Here is a 21828-nt window from a genome sequence, read left to right as displayed (position 1 = left end):
ACGCTTCGGCAGAACGTTCCGCCGCCGGTTGCACCATCAAGCTGTCAAAAGAATCGATCACCGAGTACCTGAACTCGAACATCACCCTGCTGCGCTGGATGATCGGCGAAGGCTACGGCGATGCGCGTACCCTGGAACGTCGTGCTCAAGCGATGGAAGCCTGGGTTGCCAACCCTGAGCTGATGGTTGCCGATGCTGACGCCGAATACGCCGAAACCATCGAAATCAACCTCGACGAAATCAAAGAGCCTGTGCTCTGCGCGCCAAACGACCCGGACGACGCACGTCTGCTTTCCAGCGTTGCTGGCGAGAAGATCGACGAAGTGTTCATCGGTTCGTGCATGACCAACATCGGTCACTTCCGCGCCGCCGGCAAATTGCTGGACAAGGTTAAAGGTCAGCTTCCAACCCGTCTGTGGCTGTCGCCGCCGACCAAAATGGACGCTCACCAGTTGACCGAAGAAGGTTACTACGGCATCTACGGCAAGGCTGGCGCGCGCATGGAAATGCCGGGCTGCTCGCTGTGCATGGGTAACCAGGCGCGGGTTGAACCGAACTCCACCGTGGTCTCCACTTCAACCCGTAACTTCCCGAACCGCCTTGGCGATGGCGCGAACGTGTACCTGGCCTCGGCCGAGTTGGCGTCCGTTGCCTCGATCCTCGGTCGCCTGCCGACCGTTGAAGAGTACATGGCCTACGCGAAGGAAATCGATACCATGGCAGCGGACGTCTACCGCTACCTGAGTTTCGACCAGATCGCTGAATTCCGCGAGTCGGCAGCCAATGCCAACATCCCGGTTATTCAAGCGTAAAGAAACACAGCGTTAAAAAAACCCGCCTTGTGCGGGTTTTTTTATGGCCAGAACTACCAGTGATACGCAGATACTCTGTAGGAGCCAACGTGTTGGCGAGGCAATGTACGTCTCGCCAACACGTTGGCTCGTACAGATGATGTGTAAACCCAATCAAAAGCCCCACATTTTTCGATGCAGGGCTTTTGATTACAGCGTTTTAACGAACCCTCAGATCACACTGGTTTGCCCGCTCATGGCCAAATCAAGCAGTTCGCGGTTGGCCACTGCGTACATCGCATAGTCCGTACCGCTTGCCGCACGTAACTCAACCAGCATGGCCCGCCAGCGATCGACCATCGGCAGGTGCTGTTCCAGCCACATGTCCAGGCGCGCTTCGATTTGTTCCGGTGCATCCTGCTGCTGCAGGACCGACACGGTAATCGCCCGCTGCTGCCAGTCGATGTCATCGCGGAACGCTTCACGGGCCAGTGCCTGCCAGTTGTTTTCCACCGGCAGGTTGCTGATCTGTTGCAGGTACCAGGTCACGTCCAGGGAGCTGCCCACGGCGAAGTAAGCCTTGGCCACATCGGCAGCGTTCTGCCCGGTGACGTCCGACGCTTCGATGATCGGCAACAGCGTGTACAAGTGGCTAGTGCCTGCCACCATGCGTGCCAGGAGTTCCGGTACACCGGCTTCGACATACGCTTGGTAACGGTTCATCCAGACGTCCCGCGTCGGACCTTCCAGCAGTTCGTCGAGTTTCAGGCCCAGCGCCGCGATGTGCGGACCGAAGTGTGCCACATCACGACCGGCATCCAGTTCGTTGCGACGGCTGCGCAAGAACCAGCGAGTGGCGCGGCGACCCAGACGCATGAGTTCGTCCATCAGTGCCAACTGAATTTCAGCCGGAACCTTGGAGTCCAGGGCTTCGATCTGACGGAACCAGTGCGGCAGGTGGAAGATGTCGCGCACGATCACATACGCACCGGCCACGTTCGCCGGGCTCATGCCGGTCGACTCTTTGAGTCGTTGAACGAAGGTGATGCCCATGTGGTTCACCAGATCGTTGGCGATCTGGGTGCTGACGATTTCGCGCTTGAGACGGTGGCGACGCATGGCCTCACCGAATTTCGAGCCCAAGGACGGCGGGAACGCCGTTTCCATGTCGCGAACCAGATAATCGTCGTCCGGCACACGGGACTCGAGCAGCGCTTCCTTGAGGTCGATTTTGCTGTACGAGATCAGCACCGACAATTCAGGGCGGGTCAGGCCGTGGCCCGACGCGACACGTTCAGCCAGTTGTTCTTCCGCTGGCAGGAACTCGATGGCGCGGTCCAGCTTGCCCCGTGCTTCCAGGTCGTTCATCAAGCGTTTGTATTCGGCGATCCGCTCATAAGCGCGACGCGCGGCCAGGGACAGCGCCTGTGTCTGCTTATAGTTGTTGCCGAGTACCAGATTGCCTACTTCGTCGGTCATGCTTTCCAGCAACTGGTTACGCTGCTTTTCAGTCATGTCACCTGCCTGCACCACTTCGTTCAGCAGGATCTTGATGTTTACTTCGTGGTCGGAGCAGTCCACGCCACCGGCATTGTCGATGAAGTCGGTGTTGGAACCACCGCCATTGAGGCCGAACTCGACCCGACCCAACTGGGTCATGCCGAGGTTACCGCCCTCGCCCACCACTTTGCAGCGCAACTCGTTGCCGTTCACACGCAGCGCGTCGTTGGCCTTGTCGCCAACATCGGCGTGGCTTTCTTCGCTGGATTTAACGTAAGTGCCGATACCGCCGTTCCACAACAGGTCCACCGGCGCCTTGAGCAGCGCATTCAGCAGTTCAGTCGGGGTCAGCTTGTCGGCGCTGATGTCAAACCGCGCTTTCATCTCTGGGCTGATGGGAATGCTTTTCGCAGTGCGTGGGAAGATTCCGCCACCTTGGGACATGATGCTGGTGTCGTAATCGGTCCAGGATGAGCGCGGCAGGTCGAACAAGCGTTGGCGCTCGACGAAGCTGTTGGCCGGTTCCGGATTAGGATCGATGAAAATGTGCAGGTGGTTGAACGCAGCCACTAGCTGCAGCGTTTCCGACATCAACAGGCCGTTACCGAACACGTCACCGGCCATGTCGCCGATGCCGATGACGCTGATGACGTCTTTCTGCGAATTGATGCCGCGCTCACGGAAGTGACGCTGCACACCGACCCAGGCGCCTTTGGCGGTAATCCCCATTTTCTTGTGGTCGTAACCTGCCGAACCACCGGAAGCGAAGGCGTCACCGAGCCAGAAGCCGTATTCAATAGCAATGCCGTTGGCGATGTCAGAGAAGGTCGCGGTGCCTTTGTCGGCCGCCACCACCAGGTACGGGTCGTCCTCGTCGTGACGCACCACGTTCAGCGGCGGCACCAAGCCACCGTCTTTAAGGTTGTCGGTGATGTCCAGCAGGGCTGAAATAAAGATTTTGTAGCAGGTAATTGCCTCTGCCTGAGTCTCATCACGGCTGCCGCCAATCAGTGGCAGACGACGGGGAATAAACCCGCCCTTGGCGCCCACTGGCACGATCACCGAGTTTTTCACCTGCTGGGCTTTTACCAGGCCCAACACTTCAGTACGGAAATCTTCTTCACGGTCCGACCAGCGCAAACCGCCGCGGGCGACGTTGCCGAAGCGCAAGTGCACACCTTCGACCCGTGGCGAATACACGAAAATCTCGAATTTCGGTACTGGTTTCGGCAGCTCGGGAATCAGCCGTGGGTTGAACTTGAAGCTGAAGTAGCTCTTGTTCTGACCGTTGGCGTCCGGCTGGTAGAAGTTGGTGCGCAGGGTTGCTTTGATCAAGTCCAGATAGCGACGCAGGATACGGTCTTCGTTAAGCACCTGAACCTCGTCCAGTGCCGTCAGAATCGCTTGTTCCAGACGTTGTTGCTTGTCTTCCAGATCGTCAGCGGTGAGCTTGCGCGCCAGATAGAAGCGCGTCTTGAACAAACGGGTCAGCTCGCGGGCGATTTCCGTGTGGTTGTTCAAGGTGCTGGCGATGTAGCCCAGGTCGAAGCCCAGACGGATCTGCTTCATGTAACGCGCATAAGCACGCAACAACGCCACGTCACGCCACGGCAAACCAGCGGTCAGCACCAGACGGTTGAACGCATCGTTCTCGGCATCGCCGCTGACAATGTGTACAAACGCGTCTTGCAGGGTGTCGTTGAGCTGCTGGATGTCCAGGTTGATGCCTTCGCCAGCGGTAAAGGCAAAATCATGAATCCAGAATTCCCGGCCATTATTGCGGCGCAGGCGATACGGGAATTCACCCAGCACTCGCAGGCCGAGGTTTTCCAGGATAGGCAGCACGTCCGACAAGGCCAGCGGTGTATCAGCGTGATACAGCTTGCAGTGCAGTTGTTGTTTGCCCGCCTGTGCCAGCGGCTGATAAAAACTCATCACCAACGGGTTGGCTTCGGTCAGGCTCAGCAAATGCTGCATGTCTACGACGGCCGAGTGCGCGGCAAAGCGCTCGCGGTAGCCCGCCGGGAAACCTTTCGGAAAGTCCGCCAGCACGCTGGTGCCGTGGGCTTCGCCGAAGCTTTCAACCACCAGGCTCGAGTAGTCGTCCTGCCACGAACGGCAAGCCTGAATCACTTCGTTTTCCAGCTGCTGCGGATCGATGTCGAGACGGCTTTTCGGGTCCACCCGCAGGATCAACTGCACGCGGGCCAATACCGACTCGGAGAAAAAGGTCCAGAACTCGCAATCACTGGCGCCCAGGCGATCCATCAGCACTTGCTGGATCTTCTGGCGAACTTCAGTCGAGTAAACGTCACGCGGCACGTAGGCCAGGCAGTAGCAGAAGCGGCCGTACGGGTCTTTGCGCAGGAACACGCGAATCTTGTTGCGCTCCTGAATTTGCACGATGGACATTACGGTGCTGAACAGCTCATCCACCGGCGTCTGGAACAGGTCGTCACGTGGCAGCACTTCCACGACCTGGGCCAGCTCCTTACCCAGGTGCGCCTTGGCGTCGAAACCGGAGCGACGTTCTACTTCGGCGACCTTGCGGCGAATGTACGGAATTTGACGAACGCTTTCGCCGTACACCGACGACGTGTACAAGCCCATGAAACGGCACTCTTTGGTGACGTTGCCGGCAGCATCGATCTGACGAATCGACACGTAGTCCGGGTATGCCGGGCGATGCACACGGCTTGGGTGCGCGGCCTTGGCGAACGACAACAGCATCGGCTCATGCAGGTAATTCACTGCATAGTCTTCGATATGCAGGTCGGCTTTTGTCAGCCCGGCGCGCAGCAGCTTGGTCAGTCCAAGGAACGACGACTCGTCGTACACCAGATAGCCGCCGGTTTCGTCACGAACGACCTCAAATTCTTCGTAGCCGAGGAACGTGAAGTGGTTGTCCGTCAGCCATTGCAGGAACACCTTGACCTCGGATTTCTCGCCTTCTTCGACGACAAATTCCATGGCGTCGATGCCAGCCAGCAAGTCGCCGATCTTGGCTTTCATCGGCTCGAAATCAGCGACTGCGACCCGTACTTCGTCCAGTACCTGTTCCAACTCCCGCGCCAGCGCATTCATTTCAGCGGAGTTGGCGCAGCGATCGATTTCCAGGTACATCAGCGATTCGTGGTGAATGTCTTCGCCGGTCGTGCCTTTGGGCAGTAGCTCCAGCAGTTCACCGTCGGCGCCGCGGCGTGCGCTGAGTACGGTGGTCTGCAGGGTATGGATGCTGTAACCACGGCGGTTCAGTTCGGTGCGGACGGAGTCCACCAGAAACGGCAAATCATCGTGCAACACTTCGACGGCGGTATGCGTCGACTGCCAGCCATGGCGCTCGTAATCAGGGTTGTAGACCCGCACTTGCGGATGAATACTTTCAAAACGTTCAAGCAGACGCCAGGCAGACAAGGTGCAACCGGCCAGGTCGGATAGCCGCCGCTGGGTCAGTTCATCAAGGGAGATAATGCCGAAGAATTGCTCAGCGAACAGCGCCACTTGTGGCAGTGCCTGTTCACTGATGTGCTGCGCCAGTGCTGCTTGCAGTTGATGCTGAAAGTCAGACTTGCTGGCTGCGGTGAAGAACGCCATCTGTGGTACTCCGCTTGGGCTTTTATTGATGGAAACGTCGCATCCCGGTCTAGGGGATCGCCATCACGCGTGCTGGAAACAAAACAAAAGCAGCACAGCATGACAGGGTAGTGAAGCTATAGAACAAACGCTTGTCACAAACGGCTAGTCACATCTGTTTTTTTGGCTGAATCGTGGTGTGTAGATGCCCGTATCAAGAAAAACACCGCCCAGGCAGGCTGTGATTTTTACCGGTGTACATCTGCTGCGCAGCTTAACGACAGTGGGTCCGACTGTGCTTGCGGTGCGGCGACATATTCGGTCATCGGCACGTAAAAGGTGCATAGCGGCGTCATGGAGGGGGGGAGAAACGGGGATTGACGAAAAACGTCACAGGGTGCGACAAACGCACCCTTGAACAAACAACCAATAAATGAATCAGGCTTTCTTCAAAAACTCGACGCGCAACACCAGGCCTTTGACTTTCTCCACCTTGCACTCGACTTCTTCTTCGTTGTCCGTCAGGCGAATGCCTTTGACCATGGTCCCGCGCTTGAGGGTGACGGACGTGCCTTTGACTTTAAGGTCCTTGATCAGCGTCACGTTGTCGCCATCGGCCAGTTGGGTGCCGTTGCTGTCTCTAACAATCAGGGTCATATCGATTAAACGTTCTTGGGCATTACGAAAATGTAATGCGAGAGAGTATAGCGGCTGCGGCAGCCGATAAAAACTGAGCGGCCCACTGAGGTATGATCACGCCCTGTCCGCTTTTGATAGCCCCGGAGCCAACCATGCTGATCAACACCACAAGCATCATCGTCAACCCATGCGACGACGAATATGACGACATGGCCCTGCTGTGCTGCCACGGCGAAACCGGCGACCTGTTTTCGCTGACCCGTTTCCCTGACGAAAATCAGGTAGAGATCACGGTTGGCGATGACAAGACCTTTGAGCTTAAAAGCTTGAAAGCCACGTTAAGCGCCGAACGCCTGCTGATCGAAATCGATCCGGCGGATGCCCAGCAACTGGAAGGCCACAGCCAGTATGAAATCCGTCACGGCATGTCGGCAGCCGACCTTCGGGAGGTTGCAGAAACCTTGCAGCTAATTCTTGATGATGTGGGGACGTACGTCAGCGAAATAGATTAAGCATTGTCTGCCGGCGGCAACAGCAGCGGTCGCTGCTTGACTGACTCAGTCGACTCCAGCGCAGCGACCAGCGTCTCGACCTGGTCACTGAAGACCTTGCCGCCATCCACCGCCAGATAACGCACATGAAGAATGACGTCAGTGAGGGATCCCAGCATCGCCTGCTGCTCATCGGACTCATGGTTGGGGAAACTCAGGGTCCAGCTGGAAATAGCCCCGGTGCCTTCGAACGGAAAGTAACGCTCGTCATTGAAATCAAGGGTGAACAGGCCGTGATCATCGACACCCGTGGAGATACCTATCTGCTGATTGGTCCGCGGGTTGAAGACGATCTGGTCTTGGCGAATATCGTCGTCGTTACCCTCAGACAACTCACCGGCTTGTTGGTAAAGATGTTTCACATTGCCGATCTGCGGCTTCAACAGGTAACTGCTGGACTGCTGGCTCAATGTCGCATGGATGTCTTGGTACGGCTCAAGCACCACCGGTAGCGAGACCGATACCCTTGTCAATTGGCGCAAGTAATGTCCCGGATAGTCCCGGTCGAAAGCGGAGGATTTAAACGCGAACTGGATTTCGCCATTTGTGCGCAGCGTCTCGATCGCAGCTGCCCATCCGGTGGCCAGCGTACCGGCAACCTGTGCGCCATTGGGATCGTAGTCGGCGAGCAGGCCCTTGAGGGAAACCGTTTTGGTCAATTCCAGACGATGCTCATGACGCGCCAGAAATGCAGATTCCATCTGTAACAAACCCAACTTAAGGGTTTCGCCTGCGGTTAATCCGAAACGGTTATCCGCCCACGCAGTGGTAGAAATAAACCGCGTGTCTCGGTCACCGATTTCGTACTGCCAGCACGCCTCGACGCCCAGACACAGGGCAAGCACCGCATCGTAGGCCTGAAAGTACAAGGTCGACATCTGACTCAACAGCCATTGATACAGTCCGGCTCCGGTAGCACGGTTCTTGATGAACGCATACAGCGCTGCGGCCTGTTCGCGAGCCTTGATGGCTTGCTCCAGGCTGGTGGTGGCCGCACGCAATTCAACATTCTGTGCTTCGATCTGCCGGTCGACAATGTCCAGTTCAAGCTCCGCCTGCTTCGCCATGTGCTGCCATTCGGCGCGGCGACGGTTTTGCATGTCATGGGTCAATTGTTGTTGAGCCAGTTCGTTAAGCACTGCCGCACTGGCTTCAAGACCTTCTGCTGCTGCAAATAAAGCCCCACCCCAGTTCATCCCTCCGGATGTCAAGCCAAACTGATTAGGAACCATGGTCGCGATATGCCCTGCGGCCGTCAGCACCCGGGCGGTCCCCATGCTGGCCATTGCTGCCGTACGTTCGGTATGAGCGGTTTTTTCCTGCTGGCTGACGTCGCTGTGAATCAGTTCATCGTAATACTGCTTGCGCGCAGACACAGCCTGACGGTTGGCTTGCAGCACCTCACGCCCTTTACTCGCCTGGTCGATGGCATCCTGCTGGAGCTGCTCGGCAAACGTGACGAGATCATCCAGTACGTGGTTTTGCTGCAGTTCCTCCTGTTGCGCCCGGTCTCGCAGTTCCATGTGGCCCAGCACCTGTTGCGAGAAACGAATGAGGGTGTCCACGGCGTTCTGCGCCCGGGGCAACATGGCGCGAAAACGATAGGGCGGGATGATTGCCAACGAGCCCAGACGACGCTGGCTAAGGCTGCTGCCATTGAGTTGTGCACGCAACAGATCGAGCGGGTTGGCGGGGGGGTCATACAGCGCCAATTGCAGGGGCTTGCCGTCCAGCGTGAGGTTGTGGCGAAGGTTATGCAGGCGCAGGTCCAGACGGTCCCACAGGTCAAGCAACTGGCTGTTGACGGGCAAGCGGAAGACCGACGTATCCAGTAGGCGCAGCCAGGGCGCTTCGCCCATGGCTACAGGCGTCAACTCTTTCAACGCCTGGACATTTGACGACTCAACAGCTGCGAACCCCTGGCCACCCTCTTCACCAGCCTGTTCCAGAGTCACCGGTGTCCAGTGACTGATGCTGCGCCCTTTGGACAGCGGCCCAAGCAAGGATAAGGCACGGACGTAATGAAGCTTGGCTTCATTCAGCGTATCGCGGGTGACTTGGCGATACAGCATGTCGCCCCACGCGATCAGATTATTCAGGTACAGCATAAAGATGGCCTTGCGGTAGTGCGAAGGCGCACCCCTGGCAATGGCATCCGGGTTGGTCAAGCCCTCCAGTTCCAGCGCGAAATTGTCCGCCATACCCAACGGTCGGCAGGTCCAGTAGGGTCGCCAGTCAGTGTCACTGGGTGGTGGGTACAGCGGTGCAACGCGTACTTGTGGGTTGAACAAACGGTGGAGCCAGTTCTGCGCGCCTGAATAGTCAAACTCTTGCTGTAGACGCCAGGCCACCAGATGGGAGGCATGAAAGAACAGCTCCCAGAAGTACAGGCCGTTGGCACCGATAAAGTCGACATACACCGGCGCCGTTTGCCCAGGCAATGGCGGTTCTTCAGTGTGTTGAGTTTCCCAGGACAAGGCGCTCCCCAGAGACAGGCTCGCCTTATGTGTAAGCTCTTTGGCGAACAGGGTATTGAGGCGGATCGAGGCGCTGCTGGCTTCTATACCAATCTTGTCCAGAGCCAAATATTGCGCGCCGGATTCGGTGGTGGCTATATGTGGGGCCGGGTCGGTCATGGGCTCCCGGGTGACAATGAAGCCGTTCAGTCCAAAACCTTTGGGGTTCTCAACATATTCCCCCCATTGGAAGGTTCTCTGGTTGTCGTCTGTGGCTGGCCAACCGTGATAAATAACCGGAGTCTTCGCTGCTCCATTTAATAGAACAGTATTATATCTCGCGAGCCATTGGCGTTCATAGTGCGCAATACCCCATTCCATTTCCGCAGTTACATATCCGGGTTGGACGTAATTATTGGGCCCATCAAGAAAGATATTATCGCGAGAATTTATTTTCACGAAAAAACCACCGGCATATCCTTCGAGCCGAAAAAAATTTGGATCAAGATCAATATTAATTACAGCTACCCAATAGCTAAAGTACTTCTCATCCCGTACATGCACAAAACATTCAGGAGTGGCTTCTGCAACACTTCCGGTGTGAAACAGCGAATAGGTAAAAGGAATTAGATGATCCTCAGAGGGTGCACGCTTAAGAACTCTAAAAAACATAGAATTTTCCGTCGCGCTGACTGAAAACTCAATCCCTGAATTTACAGTGTAGTTGATGTCCTTGTGATAGTAAAAAGCTTTGCGGACAGGCAAGCCAACAGGCTTACTGCAAAACCCTTGCAAAGCCAATGTCCCGTTTTGCCATTCAGCGCGCAACTCGAGGCTGTCATTCACCGAAAGTTCGGAATTCGAAATGGTTGTGGCAGGACCTGTCAAATCGGGCACTACTGATTTTATTCTCCAACTAAGCCCCTCACCACCAAGCAACTGATCACTGCAAAACTGAACACGCCGATTGTCCGTCCCCAATAAATATTGCAGGGCGTTCTGCACGTTCTCGGCATCGCTAATTTGAAGCGGATTCAACAGGTCATCACGAACCACCAGATCATTGACTTCAGGTGGATGGCCAACCGACCTGAAGCCCACCAATAGCCGGGACTTCCCGCCGTGGCCATGATCCGTGGAAACCGCGAGCCTATAGCCCTTGCTGATAACTCCGTCCGCGCCCACTGTACTGGCCAATGCTTCGTCGTTGGTTTCACCTTCAAACAACAGGATGGGCACACTCCAGCTTTCATCCAAACGTCGAAAAGCCAGCTTCATGCGATATTCAAAGCGTCCCGTTTTAGCCCCGTTTGCATCAAGCACGGCCTTACTACTTTCTACCCATACCGCATACAGGCGACCGTCCATGACCACGGGGCGGCAGTATTTGATATGCGCGCCCGTGATCGATTCGATCGCTTTCCACTCGGTCCAACCGGCCATATATGCTTTATTGGCAGACGCGCCCTGGTACAGACGCGCCTTGCGCCAATAGAAGGCAAACGGCTCAATGCTCTGCCGACCAATGAAGTAATAATCGGCGTTGATGAAGTTGGAGCTGTTGATATAACAACCGGTGATCTGCAAGTTACTGATGGTTTCGAAGGCCTGCAAATAGTTACCCAAAGCCGATTGCACCGTGTCTGCCGACAGCCGTGCCTGGGCCAGCTCCGACTCGAACGTTTTGAACGGAATAGTTTTGTCCAACCTCAGGGTTGGGTCCAGGTAGTTTTCCGGATAATCCTCCAGCATCTGATAACCGGACCACAAACTGTATTGCGACATGCCCTCTCGCCACAGCGTGAGCGTTTCGTCACTCACACCTGTGTAGCCGGGCTCCATACCGTTGTAGATGGCGTGAATGTGCTGCTGCACACTGGCAATACCTTGGGCGACGCGGCTGGTATCAACCTGTGCCGTCACCTGGTTATCGATCAGCAGGTATTCGTACAGATCGTTTTCAGTGGCAATGCGGTGCGGCGTATTATCCAGCCCCACCAAATTCCCGAGGTAATAGGCAACCAGTGCGTCCCTGCGTTGCTGCTCCAGTGTGCCTATGATTGATTGGCTCATGGTGGTAGTTCCCTTCATCATCCATTGATGGGATTGAACAGCCTCAAACCCGCGGCAATAACTGCTCGCGCGCCAGTCGTCGAGACTGTCCGGTGCTGCCCTTGATGCCTTGTTGCTTCAACGCTTTCACTTGCTCGGCGAACGGTTTACCTCCGTCCATCGCGCGGTAGTTCACGTGCACGATGATGTCGTGCAGGTCATCGAACAATGCCTGCTGCCGGGCGCTGGCGTACCGAGGGAACCGTAATGTCCAGGTGGACACTGCACCGGTGCCCTCACAGGGCTGATAACGCTCATCATCCATCAGCGCCCTGTATACGCCGGATTCATCATTGGCAGCCGACACCGCAATCTGTTGGCTGGGACGCGGGTTGGCGATGACGAACCGCGGGTTGATATCGTCATGCTCACCCGGCAGCTCCTGTGCCTGCTGATACATGTACTTGCAGCCGCCGATATCAGGTTTGAGCAAATAGCTACTGGCCAGCTGACCGAGCAGCACACAGCTGTTTTCATAGGGACCCAGCACGCCCGGCAACGACAGCGACACCTGTACGAGCTGGCGCAGGTAGTGACCGGGGTAATCCTGATCAAACAAAGACGGCTTAAGCGTAAACTCAAGGGTGCCGGTGCCGCGCAGGCTGCCGATAACCGCTGCCCAGCCCGTCTCCGCGCTTTCGCCTTGATAATCGTGCAGCAACCGGCGCAGCGAGACAGTTTTTACAAGTTCCAAACGTCGTTCGTGCCGGGCGAGAAAAGCCGATTCCATCTGCAGAAGACCCAGGCTCAGACTTTCACCTGCGGTCAAACCATGGCGGTTATCGAACCACGCATTGACCGGAATGAAGCGCGTATCGCCATCGCCAATCTCGTATTGCCAGCAGGCTTCGGTGGCCAGGCAGATGGACAACACCGCGTCATACGACTGAAAATACAACGTGGACATCTGCCCCAGCAGCCACTGGTACAAGGCAGCGTTGGTGGCGCGGTTCTGGATGAAGGCATAAAACGCCTGCGCCTGTTCGACGGCTTTTTTGGAACGGGCCCGCTTCATTTCCGCCGAGCGGATCAACACCTCTTGCTGCTCCACCTGCAGCGTCACAGATTCAAGCTGTTTCTGCGCCTGATCCTTGAGAAATTCCCACTCCTTACGCCTGCGTTCTTGCGCATCCGCCCGCAAGCGCGCGTCGGCACTGTCCGCCATGTATACACCCACACTCTCCGCCGCCGAGGCGGCCGTCCAAAACGGCCCGGACCAATGCCAACCTCCGGGGATAACAAGGGGGGGCAATGGGATAACAGTGAGTGTGTTGGGCACTGTGGTCAGGCCATAACCCACGGCACGACTGGCAGATGCCACGATGCGGGCAGCACTGGCGCCGGAAAACATCTCTTCGGCGCGCTTTTCCGCATCACTCACATCCTGTGCCAGCCATTGATCAAAGGTTTCGACCTGCGCTTGCAACTGCTTACCGCTGGCGTGCAGCAGATCGAGGCTGAACTGTGCGTGCTCAATAGCCATACCATCCAGTCTTTCGACGAACCCGGACAGCTCCAGCACGTGCCCCTGCTGCAACCCCTCCTGCTCGAAGCGGTCTCGGGATTCCATATGGAGTCGCACCTGTTCACCAAAGCGGATCAGCGTGTCTACAGCATTCCTCGCCCGTGGCAACATGGCGGTAAAACGGTAAGGGGGGATGACCGACATCGATCCCAGTCGCCGGACCATGCTGTTGTTACCCGCCAGTTGCGCACGCAACAGGTCTACAGGATTGGCAGGCGCTTCGTACAACGCCAGTAACATCGGTTTGCCGTCCAGCGTCAGGTTATGTCGCAGGTTGTACAAGCGCAGATCAAGCTGATCCCACAGGTCCAGCAATCGAGTATTGACCGGCAGACGGAACCCGGGCGCATCGATCAACCGCAACCAGGGCTGACCGCCCAGCGTATGCGGCGTGTCGTGCTGCAGCCAGTCCTGGCCAGAGGACTCCACCGCAGCGAATGAGTCTGGCTGGTACCTGGCCGCATCTTCCAGCGACTGGGGCGTCCATTGGCTGATACTGCGACCCTTGGACAGTGGCCCCAGCAACGACAGCGCTCGGACGTAAAGCAGCTTGGCCTCGGTGAGAGAATCGCGGGTGACCTGGCGATAGAGCGTGTCGCCCCAGGCGATGAGGTTGTCCAGATAAAGCATGAAAATGGCTTTGCGGTAGTGCGAGGGCGCACCATAGGCAATCGCATCCGGATCACGCGGGGCCGCCGTGTCACGCAGCGGATCATCGGCAAATCCCAACGGGCGACTGGTCCAATACGGCTGCCAATTCACCTGATCTGGAGCCGGATACAACGGTGCCACCCGCACCTGCGGGTTGAACAGATAATGCAGCCATTGCTCTGCGCCTGCATAGTCAAATGCCTGATTCAGGCGCGACGCGGCCAGATGCGGCACATGGAAAAACAACTCCCAAAAGTAACGACCATTGGCGCCGTTGAAATCGATGGGGGTAGCCGCGTCGCTATCGGGTGCCGGTCCCTCAAGTGTGTGCTGCGCTTCCCAGCCTATAGCGCCGTCCAGTGAGCGTTCAGCCTTGCGAACCAGTTCTGCGGCGAAAGTGGTGTTTAAGCGTACATGGCGCAGGTTGGGCAATTCCAACGCATGCAAGTCGAGGAATTGACCGCCGTCGGCAGTCGTTATTTGGGTCGGTACGGCATCGGAACGGAGTTTGCGGGTGATGGTGAATTCGTTGAAGCCGAGGCCGGTGTCTTTGTTGGGCATTCCGAAGCGCATCGGATAGACAAGAGGAACCGTTTGCGTGCCCCACGGGTGAGTTTCTACCGAAGTTCGTGCGTAGCCATTGAGTACCAGCGCTGAAGAGGGACGAGGCGTACTTTTCCAAATGCCAAAGTCACCACGGAAGACAACTCCTGAATCGTCCGGCTCGTACCACGGCTTGGTGCAAAGACCAATAGCCTCCATTTTACATTCGCCGTTGATGGTTTTTATCCGTATGTCGAGCTCGAGATAACGGCTAAGCGATCCCCGGTGATTATCACCAAATTCATTCCACTTAACGCTGTCCAGGGTCCAGACTTTGCCGCTGGTGTCCGCGCCCTCCATGACGTACTGCGCTCGCCCTGGGTCCGTGCCCAATTGCGTCATCAATGCAGCCAGCAAGGAGTTCTGCGATGCACTATTCAATGTGACCGGTTGCCAGTATTTGTCTCTTACGCAAAGAAAAGCGGGGGCCACCAACTGCGTATTCATTCGCTCAATAAGACCTACCACTAGCCTCGGCTCAGCCGACACGCGGCTGTCCAAAGCGGCCACCAGAACGTACTGGTTCTGGTCCAGCGTAGTGACCGATGGCAGGGTGCATTGTTGCAAGCAGATGGCCGGACTCCATTGGCCATTATTCTGCAGATAGCTAATGTTCAGGTGGTACAGATAACTGTCTGCAACAGGCTTATCTTTGTCGTCCATGACCTCACGCATTTGCTCCAGCCACACTACGTGCAACCGCCCCTCCACCACCACCGTGCGCACATGGGTAACGGTATCGCCTAGCGACACATCGATCTTCTTCCATTCGGTCCATGCCGAAGGTGTTACATGGGTGCTTTTTTCATCCAGGTCGATGGCTGCCTTGCGCCAGTAATAGGCGAACGGCTCGATACGCTGCTTACCAATGAAGTAGTAATCGGCACGACGAAAATCGACGCCGTCGATGTAGCAACACACGATGCCAAGATTGCTCACTTCCTCGAACCGGACCAGATAATTGCCCAGTGAATTCTGCAAGTTGTCCCGCGTCAGCCTCGACTGTGCCAGCTCGCTTTCAAAGGTCTTGAAGGACTCGGTCTTGCCTAAGCGCAATGACGGATCGAGGTAGTTCTCAGGATAATCCACCAACATCTGATACCCCGACCAGATACTGTATTGGCTCATAGTGTCCTGCCACTGTTGAAACCCTTCGCTGTGCTGCGCAATGTCCGGCACCTGACCAAACCCCGGCTCCATGCCGTTATAGATGGCGTGGACATGTTGCTGGATGCTGGCGATGCCTTGGGCCACACGGCTGGTATCGACGGCGGCAGTAACCTGGTTGTCGATGAGCAGGTATTCGTAGAGGTCGTCGGGTGTGACGATGCTGTCGGGCGCGGCTGTTTGTTGGCTGGGGATTAACTGGCCGAGGTAATAGGCCACGAGGGCGTCGCGGCGTTGTTCTTCGAGCTGCGAATGATAGTTACCGTCCATGATAATCACGCCCTTTATGCTCTAACAGCTACAATCGACCCACTCATTTTGCCTACCAGAATATTAGCTGACAGGTAATCCGACCTTTACTGCACGAGGCAGAACACCCGTATATCCATTATCCGAAAAAGTCGGAAAAAATTCGACGACTACCTCTGTCAAACCTTCAAACTTTTTCAGGTCAACGAGGTGGTCACATTTAAACTCATAGCCGGATTCGTAAGTAAAGCGTGTCGAATCAATTTCTAGGCTAGTGATTTTCATCCTGCCTTTAGGAGCAAATGAATCCCAATGCCAAGAATCCCCTCCTCCCTCGCCCGCCCAGTAGGAAGAACTGCTAAATACCATTGAACTAGTCGATCTATCGACGAAAGCATGAGGGCTCCCCCAGTAAGCAAGCCGACCGACCATACACTTAATATCTTCAACAACACCCTCATCTGATGTGAGGCTTATAGTAAGTGCCTGATTCATATGGGCATGCTGCGATGCGTTGGTGGCCGTGAACGCGAAGATTTCAAAATTATTCCCAGTCTCCGTTGTCACCTGCTCATCGTCCTGCCCAGAGATGGTTATCATCCAATTGCTACCTTTGTTAGATCTCAAGAAATATTTGATGCCCGTCAGCGGGGTCCCATTCTTCGTGACAGCCTTGACATTAAGCTTGTAGCGAATATTTCGGCCCAGCAGCAATGGTTGCCCCTCAGGTTCGAGTTTTTCGCCCTCCAGACTCCACTCAAACGAAAACTCAGGACTTTCGGGAGCGTCATCCATTGTCATTTCATCTCGTTTTTGATTGTAATCAAGATTTTTCATGATAAACCTCACTTTATTTTTTGTGACTAGTACAACTTCACCAAAAGGAATGCAATATCGAACTTTGGCTGCGAACTCACTGTCGCTTCCATCTTCGCAACGCTCCAAGACGAATATCAAAGCAGGCTTTCGAAACCCTGCAACATCTCTCGCTACGGCTTCACCGCAACCATTTCCAAGCCAAGTGAGCCTCTCAGATCACTACTCGGACCACGCCAAACTACGACGTATTTAAATAGAGCTATCCCTTATCTAATCCAGAACCAGTTCCCCTGCTGGCATTATCAGGTACCCATCCAACGCCACCAGGCGAGTTACTTTTGTCAGATTTCCTTTTTTCAGGCTGGAAATGTCCACCGCTGGAGTGTTCTGATAAAGTGGGCGCCCAGCCAGTCGCACAGGTAGCGACACTTCTACCTGGTGTTCGGGCACGGAAAACGTTATGACACCAAGGTTTTCTATTATCGCTCCGTCATAAGGATCCAAATCGGCTATTTTGCATGTCCACCTCAAATCCAACTCCTCGCTGGTTGGCAGTCTTGCAGTGGAATATTGATAAATCCAACCTAGCCTATAAGTCTCCCGCCACTCTTCCAGCAGTGCCCCAGTGAGTTTCAAGGCAACGATACCGCGGTCTCCAGGTTCCGCTTTTATTTTGAATCTTAACCCTTCTGCAGTGGATATATGTTTTTGACTCAGACCTTCTATATTCAGTCCTATCAACGAGGGATGGTCACCTACAAAATCCAGCGAGAACTCAACACCTTCAATGGACTCTCCAGCCTCATCAGCCGTCTTCACTACAAGGTAATAGGTAGCAATACGGGACAATAGGTCAGGAGACTCATCATCGAATCTATCACCCTCCATGGTCACGCTAAATTCCACGGGCGGCATGGCGGTCACATTAAATATAACCAAATCATCGGTGCCACTTATCGTCGCAGTAACGCTCTGCTCTCCACGCTTGAACTTCGAATTGAACGTTGCGATACCCTTATGGTCAGAATAGCTTATGCTCGACCCGCCCTCTGACGTTGACCATTCTACAAGCGTACGGGGAGCTACTTCCCCATGCATTTCCAACCAGACCTTGAATACGATAGGGTCTGCACTGCCCACCAAAAACTCTTCGCTGCTCGCCTCTTGATGCACTATTGTTGCTAATGGATTAATGACAGTCTGCCCGGTACTTTTCGTCACGATAGGTGCTGCAGCGGCTGCGGCAACGATTACCATACCCACGTCTGCAGCCACGTAACGCACCGTCGCGACACCGTCGTCATCCGTAACACTCTCCTCATCCAGTAGCTCACCCACATCGGAACTCCAGCTTACCTTCTCTCCCACTCTAGGTGTTCCATCCAGTTCCACCAGACGACAGACTACCGATACTTCAACACCGACAACGACTGTGGTGAAGAATCTGACATATTGAAAATAAGGAATGCTGACAAACTCTACCGCTATAAACTCCCAGTCTCGACCATTTTTGTACTGCGCAATCGCTTCCGAAATGCCAGCGGAACGGCTACGCAATTGAGCATGGGAGATCCCCGACTGATCAGTTATGGTTTGGTAACGCTGAAACTCTCCAAGCGTCGCCCCCCACTCTATTGCCCGATCGACTGCTTTGTTTCCGTAATCATCCACCGCCATGACACTGAAGTTTATAGGTTCGAGTTTATTCGCCAGCGCTGTAGATGGCCCATATTCACCTTCTACAAAATGAATGGTCTGCTCGTCACAGTCGATGGTGACAAGCGGTGCTTTCAATGTTTCGCCGAGTCCGAAACTCGCGACTAAGCTTGCAAGCCCTACTGTCGTTCCACTGTGCAACGTTGTAGAACTGACCCCGCTCTCATCAGTGGTTGTTTCCACCTGATCCAGTTCCCCCAAATTAACGCTCCACCTGACAGTGACGCCATCAAATGGGTTATCCATGAAGTCGCACAATGTGATGGTATAAGTCGCACTGTCATGCGGACGATTGGCAACAAGGTAATCCGGTGCCACGGTTATGACGCTGGACAGGCTTTGTCCTATCTCTCCAGCGGAGCTGCCCGGCGGCGATTCGGTCAGGCAGCTCAATGCCAGTCCCGCGGCCTGACGGTAAAGCTCCGTGGAGCTGGTGGGTGTGAGCAGATGCAGCGCCAATAACGCGTTAGCATCCAGACCGGTATCGCGACTGAGCAACGCTATGCGGACCGTTGTGTCGCACTCGCACAGGGTAAAAATGACGCCGGTTTCGGGTTCTACATGGAACGCCGATGACAGCACTTCCCGCACACTCCAACGTAAAAATCCTGCCAGCTTGTTGGCAGCGCTGTCGCGTATAAGGCGTTTGTCTCCGTCGTTTGATTCCTGCCACAGGGTGTTGATCAGACGAAAATAGTCCAACAATGTGTCTTCATTTTGCTCGCTCAGGCGCAATATCATCGCGTATTGACTGAGGAAGAATACCTTCTGCAGGGACAGCTCAGCATCCTCCAGACCGAACCAGTCTGAGTGCTCCACAAGCTGAGTTATCAGCGCAGGGCTCAGGCTCAAATGCGAACTGACTGCCGCGCGTTTCGCCAACGCATCAAGCACCAACAATACTTCATCGCCAATAGCAACGGTGCCCAACAGGGACTCACCGTAAACCCTAACGACTTCAAGCAGCAGTTGATAACGGTTGCCCTCGGTCCAGGTCAGCAGGGCTTTCGCAAGACCGGCAGAGGTATTCAGATAATTGCCGAGGCCCTCCATGAGCAAGGCCTCCTGTGCTCCGCGAGCGCGCATGATCATGTTGGTCAGTTTCGAGTGCAGCTCCTCCTCCATAAGTCCGTAGGATTCCAACTTGAGTTTAACCTCAGTGCTTACCCCCTTTTCAAACGTCTCCTCGGTTTCGCCAGTCAGGTACTTCACCAGGCCCTTGGCCGCAGAGGCTTCCTGTCCGCTGTCTATGAATTGGGCCAGTTCCGCAAACCAGTCAATCGGCTCGCTGGCAGTGACTGACACATCGGGAGCTCCTACCTGAGCAAAACTGCTGTCGGTAATGAGTGCTGAGGTCAGCCGCGAATGCATTTCCTGAAGCAGATTACCCTCGGCGTCGGTAGCGATCGGCTGAGTCGCAGATGGCAACAGGAGCCGGCACAACTGCGCGACAGTCCATTTGCTTTCTTTGAGCCAACTGCTGAAGTCCACCAGCGCATGAAGCACGCTCAAGGTGTCCGTATCGGCCGATGCGTAGTGCGTGGCAATTTCAGTTACACCCGCCAGTTTCGACATTAGCTGACTGCCGCCTCCATCCAGCAACTCCAGCAATGCCAATGCCTCAACGGTGGTCAACCCAATATAACGCGGCAGTTTCACCAAACGGTAAAACGCAGAAATCACTTCCCTCGACCAAGTCAGCCTATCCCCCGCATACGTCTGCTCGATGACTTTCACAACGAAGCGGTACGTTTCATACGTCATGCCCAACGCCGCACACAAATGATCAATCTTCTGCCGTTCTGCATCGGTTTTCGGCGTAATGACAAACGGCGTGTCGTCCATTATCAATGGAATGGAAAACAACGCCTGGCTGTTGAAGATCTGATCAAACTGGCTCTCGCTTTTACCTCGCGCATACACACTCACGCCGTAGAGCAGCGCCGCGAAATCGGCTGCTTCAACTTGATAATTCTTGCGCAGGCTTTGGAACAACCCCAAAGCCCGCAACGTGTTCTGGGTGATCACATACGTCGATGCCACCTCAGCAGCCAAGGTGCGGCGGGTAACGGTAGCCGCGCGCTGTTCCCCCTGCATCGAAGCGACCAACAATTGATCCACCTCATCAAACGGCAGGTCCATCCAGCGGGCCAGGCGAATCATGCGGTTCATTCGGTCGAAACGGTCTGCACTGGCATTGGTGATGCGATGGCGCGGGCCCTCTACCAGTACGCCATCGGCGAGTGTGCCTGGAAGGGTTTCGATGGCCATCGCCGGGGGCTGGCCTCCATTGATGTAAACCGACCCGGCCAGACTGCCGTCCACCCCGCCCTGGGCGGTAGCTGCAACGTTGGCTGAGCGGCCGGGGGCAAATGCGCCCACTGAGAGCAGCGCTTCCAGCTCTTCGGTTTTCAGCCCGGTGCGCAGGCAGAAGGTCTGGGTATCTTCAAGATCAATAGGGCCACCGACGCCGAAGTTGTCCTGAAAAAACGGGGTCGCCTGCAACTCATCCCCGACCGCCTCCACCAGCAGGCGGGTGCGCGGGTCTACGCGCCATTTGTTGGCAATCAGCGAGCGCGTCTGCCCGTCAGCATCTGGGAAGTACGGCGCCTCCAGCAGCAGCGCCTGCTGTACCGGCCCAAAGCCCGTGTCTTGAATGAGCGCGGTGTCGGACAACGCCGAATGCACACCCGGCTCCTTGAAGTAGGGGTACGCCGGGTCAGCCAGGCGAATCACGTCGCCCAATGAATAGCCCTTGCGGCCCAGCACATAATTGATCTGGCTGGTATAGCGCTCAAAAGGCAAGGCGTTGGGATAGCGAGCCTCAAGCAAGGCGTCGTCGACGGTCTTGTCCTCCAGAGCGATACCGTCAAGATGGCTGCGAATAGAGGTTTCCAGAATTTCATTGACCAATACGATGGTGGGTTCCACCCGATTCAAGGCCGTGTGGTCCAGCATCAGGTCTTTCAGGTCCGGCCGGCGAGCATCGAGGGTGATGACCTCGCCTGGCTTGCCGGAGGCTTCGAGTTCTTTGGCGTAGCGATACAGGTCGGCCAGATAGGCCACCGGCGAGGTGGTCGCCTCGATGGCATCCGGCGGACAATGGTTGGCCCAGTCCGGATTGAACATGTCGGTGTAGGTAGGCCCTTCTACCAGTCCCTTGATACCCGTGGGCGGGCGATTGGCCTCCCGCACCGACGCGGTCAGTCGTTGTTCACGAAATTGCCGGGCAGTTACCACCGACATGGCTTGGGCGCGCTGCAGCAGTTCGCGGGCCTGGGTGATGTGTAGGCCGGGATTGTTGTTCAACAGCCCGGTTACGTCACTGCGCGCAACGCTCAGCACCGTAGGGTAATGCTCGGACAGGACAAGAGGGATGCTACGGGTTTGACCGTCTTTACCCAGCAGCACATCCATTGCCGATAAAGACGTGGTGACCTTCTTCTTGCTGACCATGGCGAAGTCTCATCCTGAGA

General features: G+C 55.6%; 8 protein-coding genes. 2 read left to right on the top strand and 6 right to left on the bottom strand.

Annotated elements, in window-relative coordinates; translation table 11 throughout:
• A partial coding sequence (locus JWR17_RS11530) for an aconitase family protein (protein ID WP_299831393.1) occupies positions 1–812 on the top strand: 812 nt, incomplete at its 5' end.
• Positions 813–1022: 210 nt separating this feature from the next.
• Here JWR17_RS11530 and JWR17_RS11525 read toward each other — a convergent pair.
• Together JWR17_RS11525 and JWR17_RS11520 are read right to left on the bottom strand one after the other, a co-directional pair.
• Complete coding sequence (locus tag JWR17_RS11525; protein ID WP_299831390.1) at positions 1023–5885, bottom strand: NAD-glutamate dehydrogenase; 4863 nt, start codon at positions 5883–5885, stop codon at positions 1023–1025.
• A 417-nt stretch (positions 5886–6302) separates the two neighbouring features.
• Positions 6303–6521, bottom strand: a complete 219-nt coding sequence (locus JWR17_RS11520; protein WP_299831387.1) for an alkylphosphonate utilization protein — start codon at positions 6519–6521, stop codon at positions 6303–6305.
• Positions 6522–6655: 134 nt separating this feature from the next.
• Between JWR17_RS11520 and JWR17_RS11515 the strand changes: the two genes are divergently transcribed.
• The gene (locus JWR17_RS11515) at positions 6656–7015 is read left to right on the top strand and encodes a hypothetical protein (protein ID WP_299831385.1); all 360 of its coding nucleotides are present in this window, start codon (positions 6656–6658) and stop codon (positions 7013–7015) included.
• Here the strand turns inward: JWR17_RS11515 and JWR17_RS11510 are convergent.
• From JWR17_RS11510 to JWR17_RS11495, 4 genes are all read right to left on the bottom strand, one after another.
• Positions 7012–11583: a neuraminidase-like domain-containing protein gene (locus tag JWR17_RS11510; protein WP_299831383.1), complete on the bottom strand. Its 4572-nt coding sequence runs from the start codon at positions 11581–11583 to the stop codon at positions 7012–7014. The two genes, JWR17_RS11515 and JWR17_RS11510, sit on opposite strands and share 4 nt — an antisense overlap.
• Before the next feature lie 43 nt (positions 11584–11626).
• Positions 11627–15838: a neuraminidase-like domain-containing protein gene (locus JWR17_RS11505; RefSeq protein WP_299831380.1), complete on the bottom strand. Its 4212-nt coding sequence runs from the start codon at positions 15836–15838 to the stop codon at positions 11627–11629.
• A 63-nt stretch (positions 15839–15901) separates the two neighbouring features.
• A complete protein-coding gene (locus JWR17_RS11500; protein WP_299831377.1) occupies positions 15902–16654 on the bottom strand; it encodes a hypothetical protein in 753 nt (250 codons plus the stop codon).
• Positions 16655–16906: 252 nt separating this feature from the next.
• Complete coding sequence (locus JWR17_RS11495) at positions 16907–21808, bottom strand: Tc toxin subunit A (protein WP_299831374.1); 4902 nt, start codon at positions 21806–21808, stop codon at positions 16907–16909.
• Between the last annotated feature and the right edge of the window lie 20 nt (positions 21809–21828).

The organism is Pseudomonas sp. (assembly GCF_028293835.1).
Classification (GTDB): Bacteria; Pseudomonadota; Gammaproteobacteria; order Pseudomonadales; family Pseudomonadaceae; genus Aquipseudomonas.
This window is presented reverse-complemented; position numbering and strand designations above follow the sequence as displayed.

Excerpts from the sequence above, each read along its gene's own strand:
- JWR17_RS11525 (WP_299831390.1), bottom strand. The coding sequence starts at position 5,885 with ATGGCGTTCTTCACCGCAGCCAGCAAGTCTGACTTTCAGCATCAACTG.
- JWR17_RS11520 (WP_299831387.1), bottom strand. The coding sequence starts at position 6,521 with ATGACCCTGATTGTTAGAGACAGCAACGGCACCCAACTGGCCGATGGC.
- JWR17_RS11515 (WP_299831385.1), top strand. The coding sequence starts at position 6,656 with ATGCTGATCAACACCACAAGCATCATCGTCAACCCATGCGACGACGAA.
- JWR17_RS11510 (WP_299831383.1), bottom strand. The coding sequence starts at position 11,583 with ATGAGCCAATCAATCATAGGCACACTGGAGCAGCAACGCAGGGACGCA.
- JWR17_RS11505 (WP_299831380.1), bottom strand. The coding sequence starts at position 15,838 with ATGGACGGTAACTATCATTCGCAGCTCGAAGAACAACGCCGCGACGCC.
- JWR17_RS11500 (WP_299831377.1), bottom strand. The coding sequence starts at position 16,654 with ATGAAAAATCTTGATTACAATCAAAAACGAGATGAAATGACAATGGAT.
- JWR17_RS11495 (WP_299831374.1), bottom strand. The coding sequence starts at position 21,808 with ATGGTCAGCAAGAAGAAGGTCACCACGTCTTTATCGGCAATGGATGTG.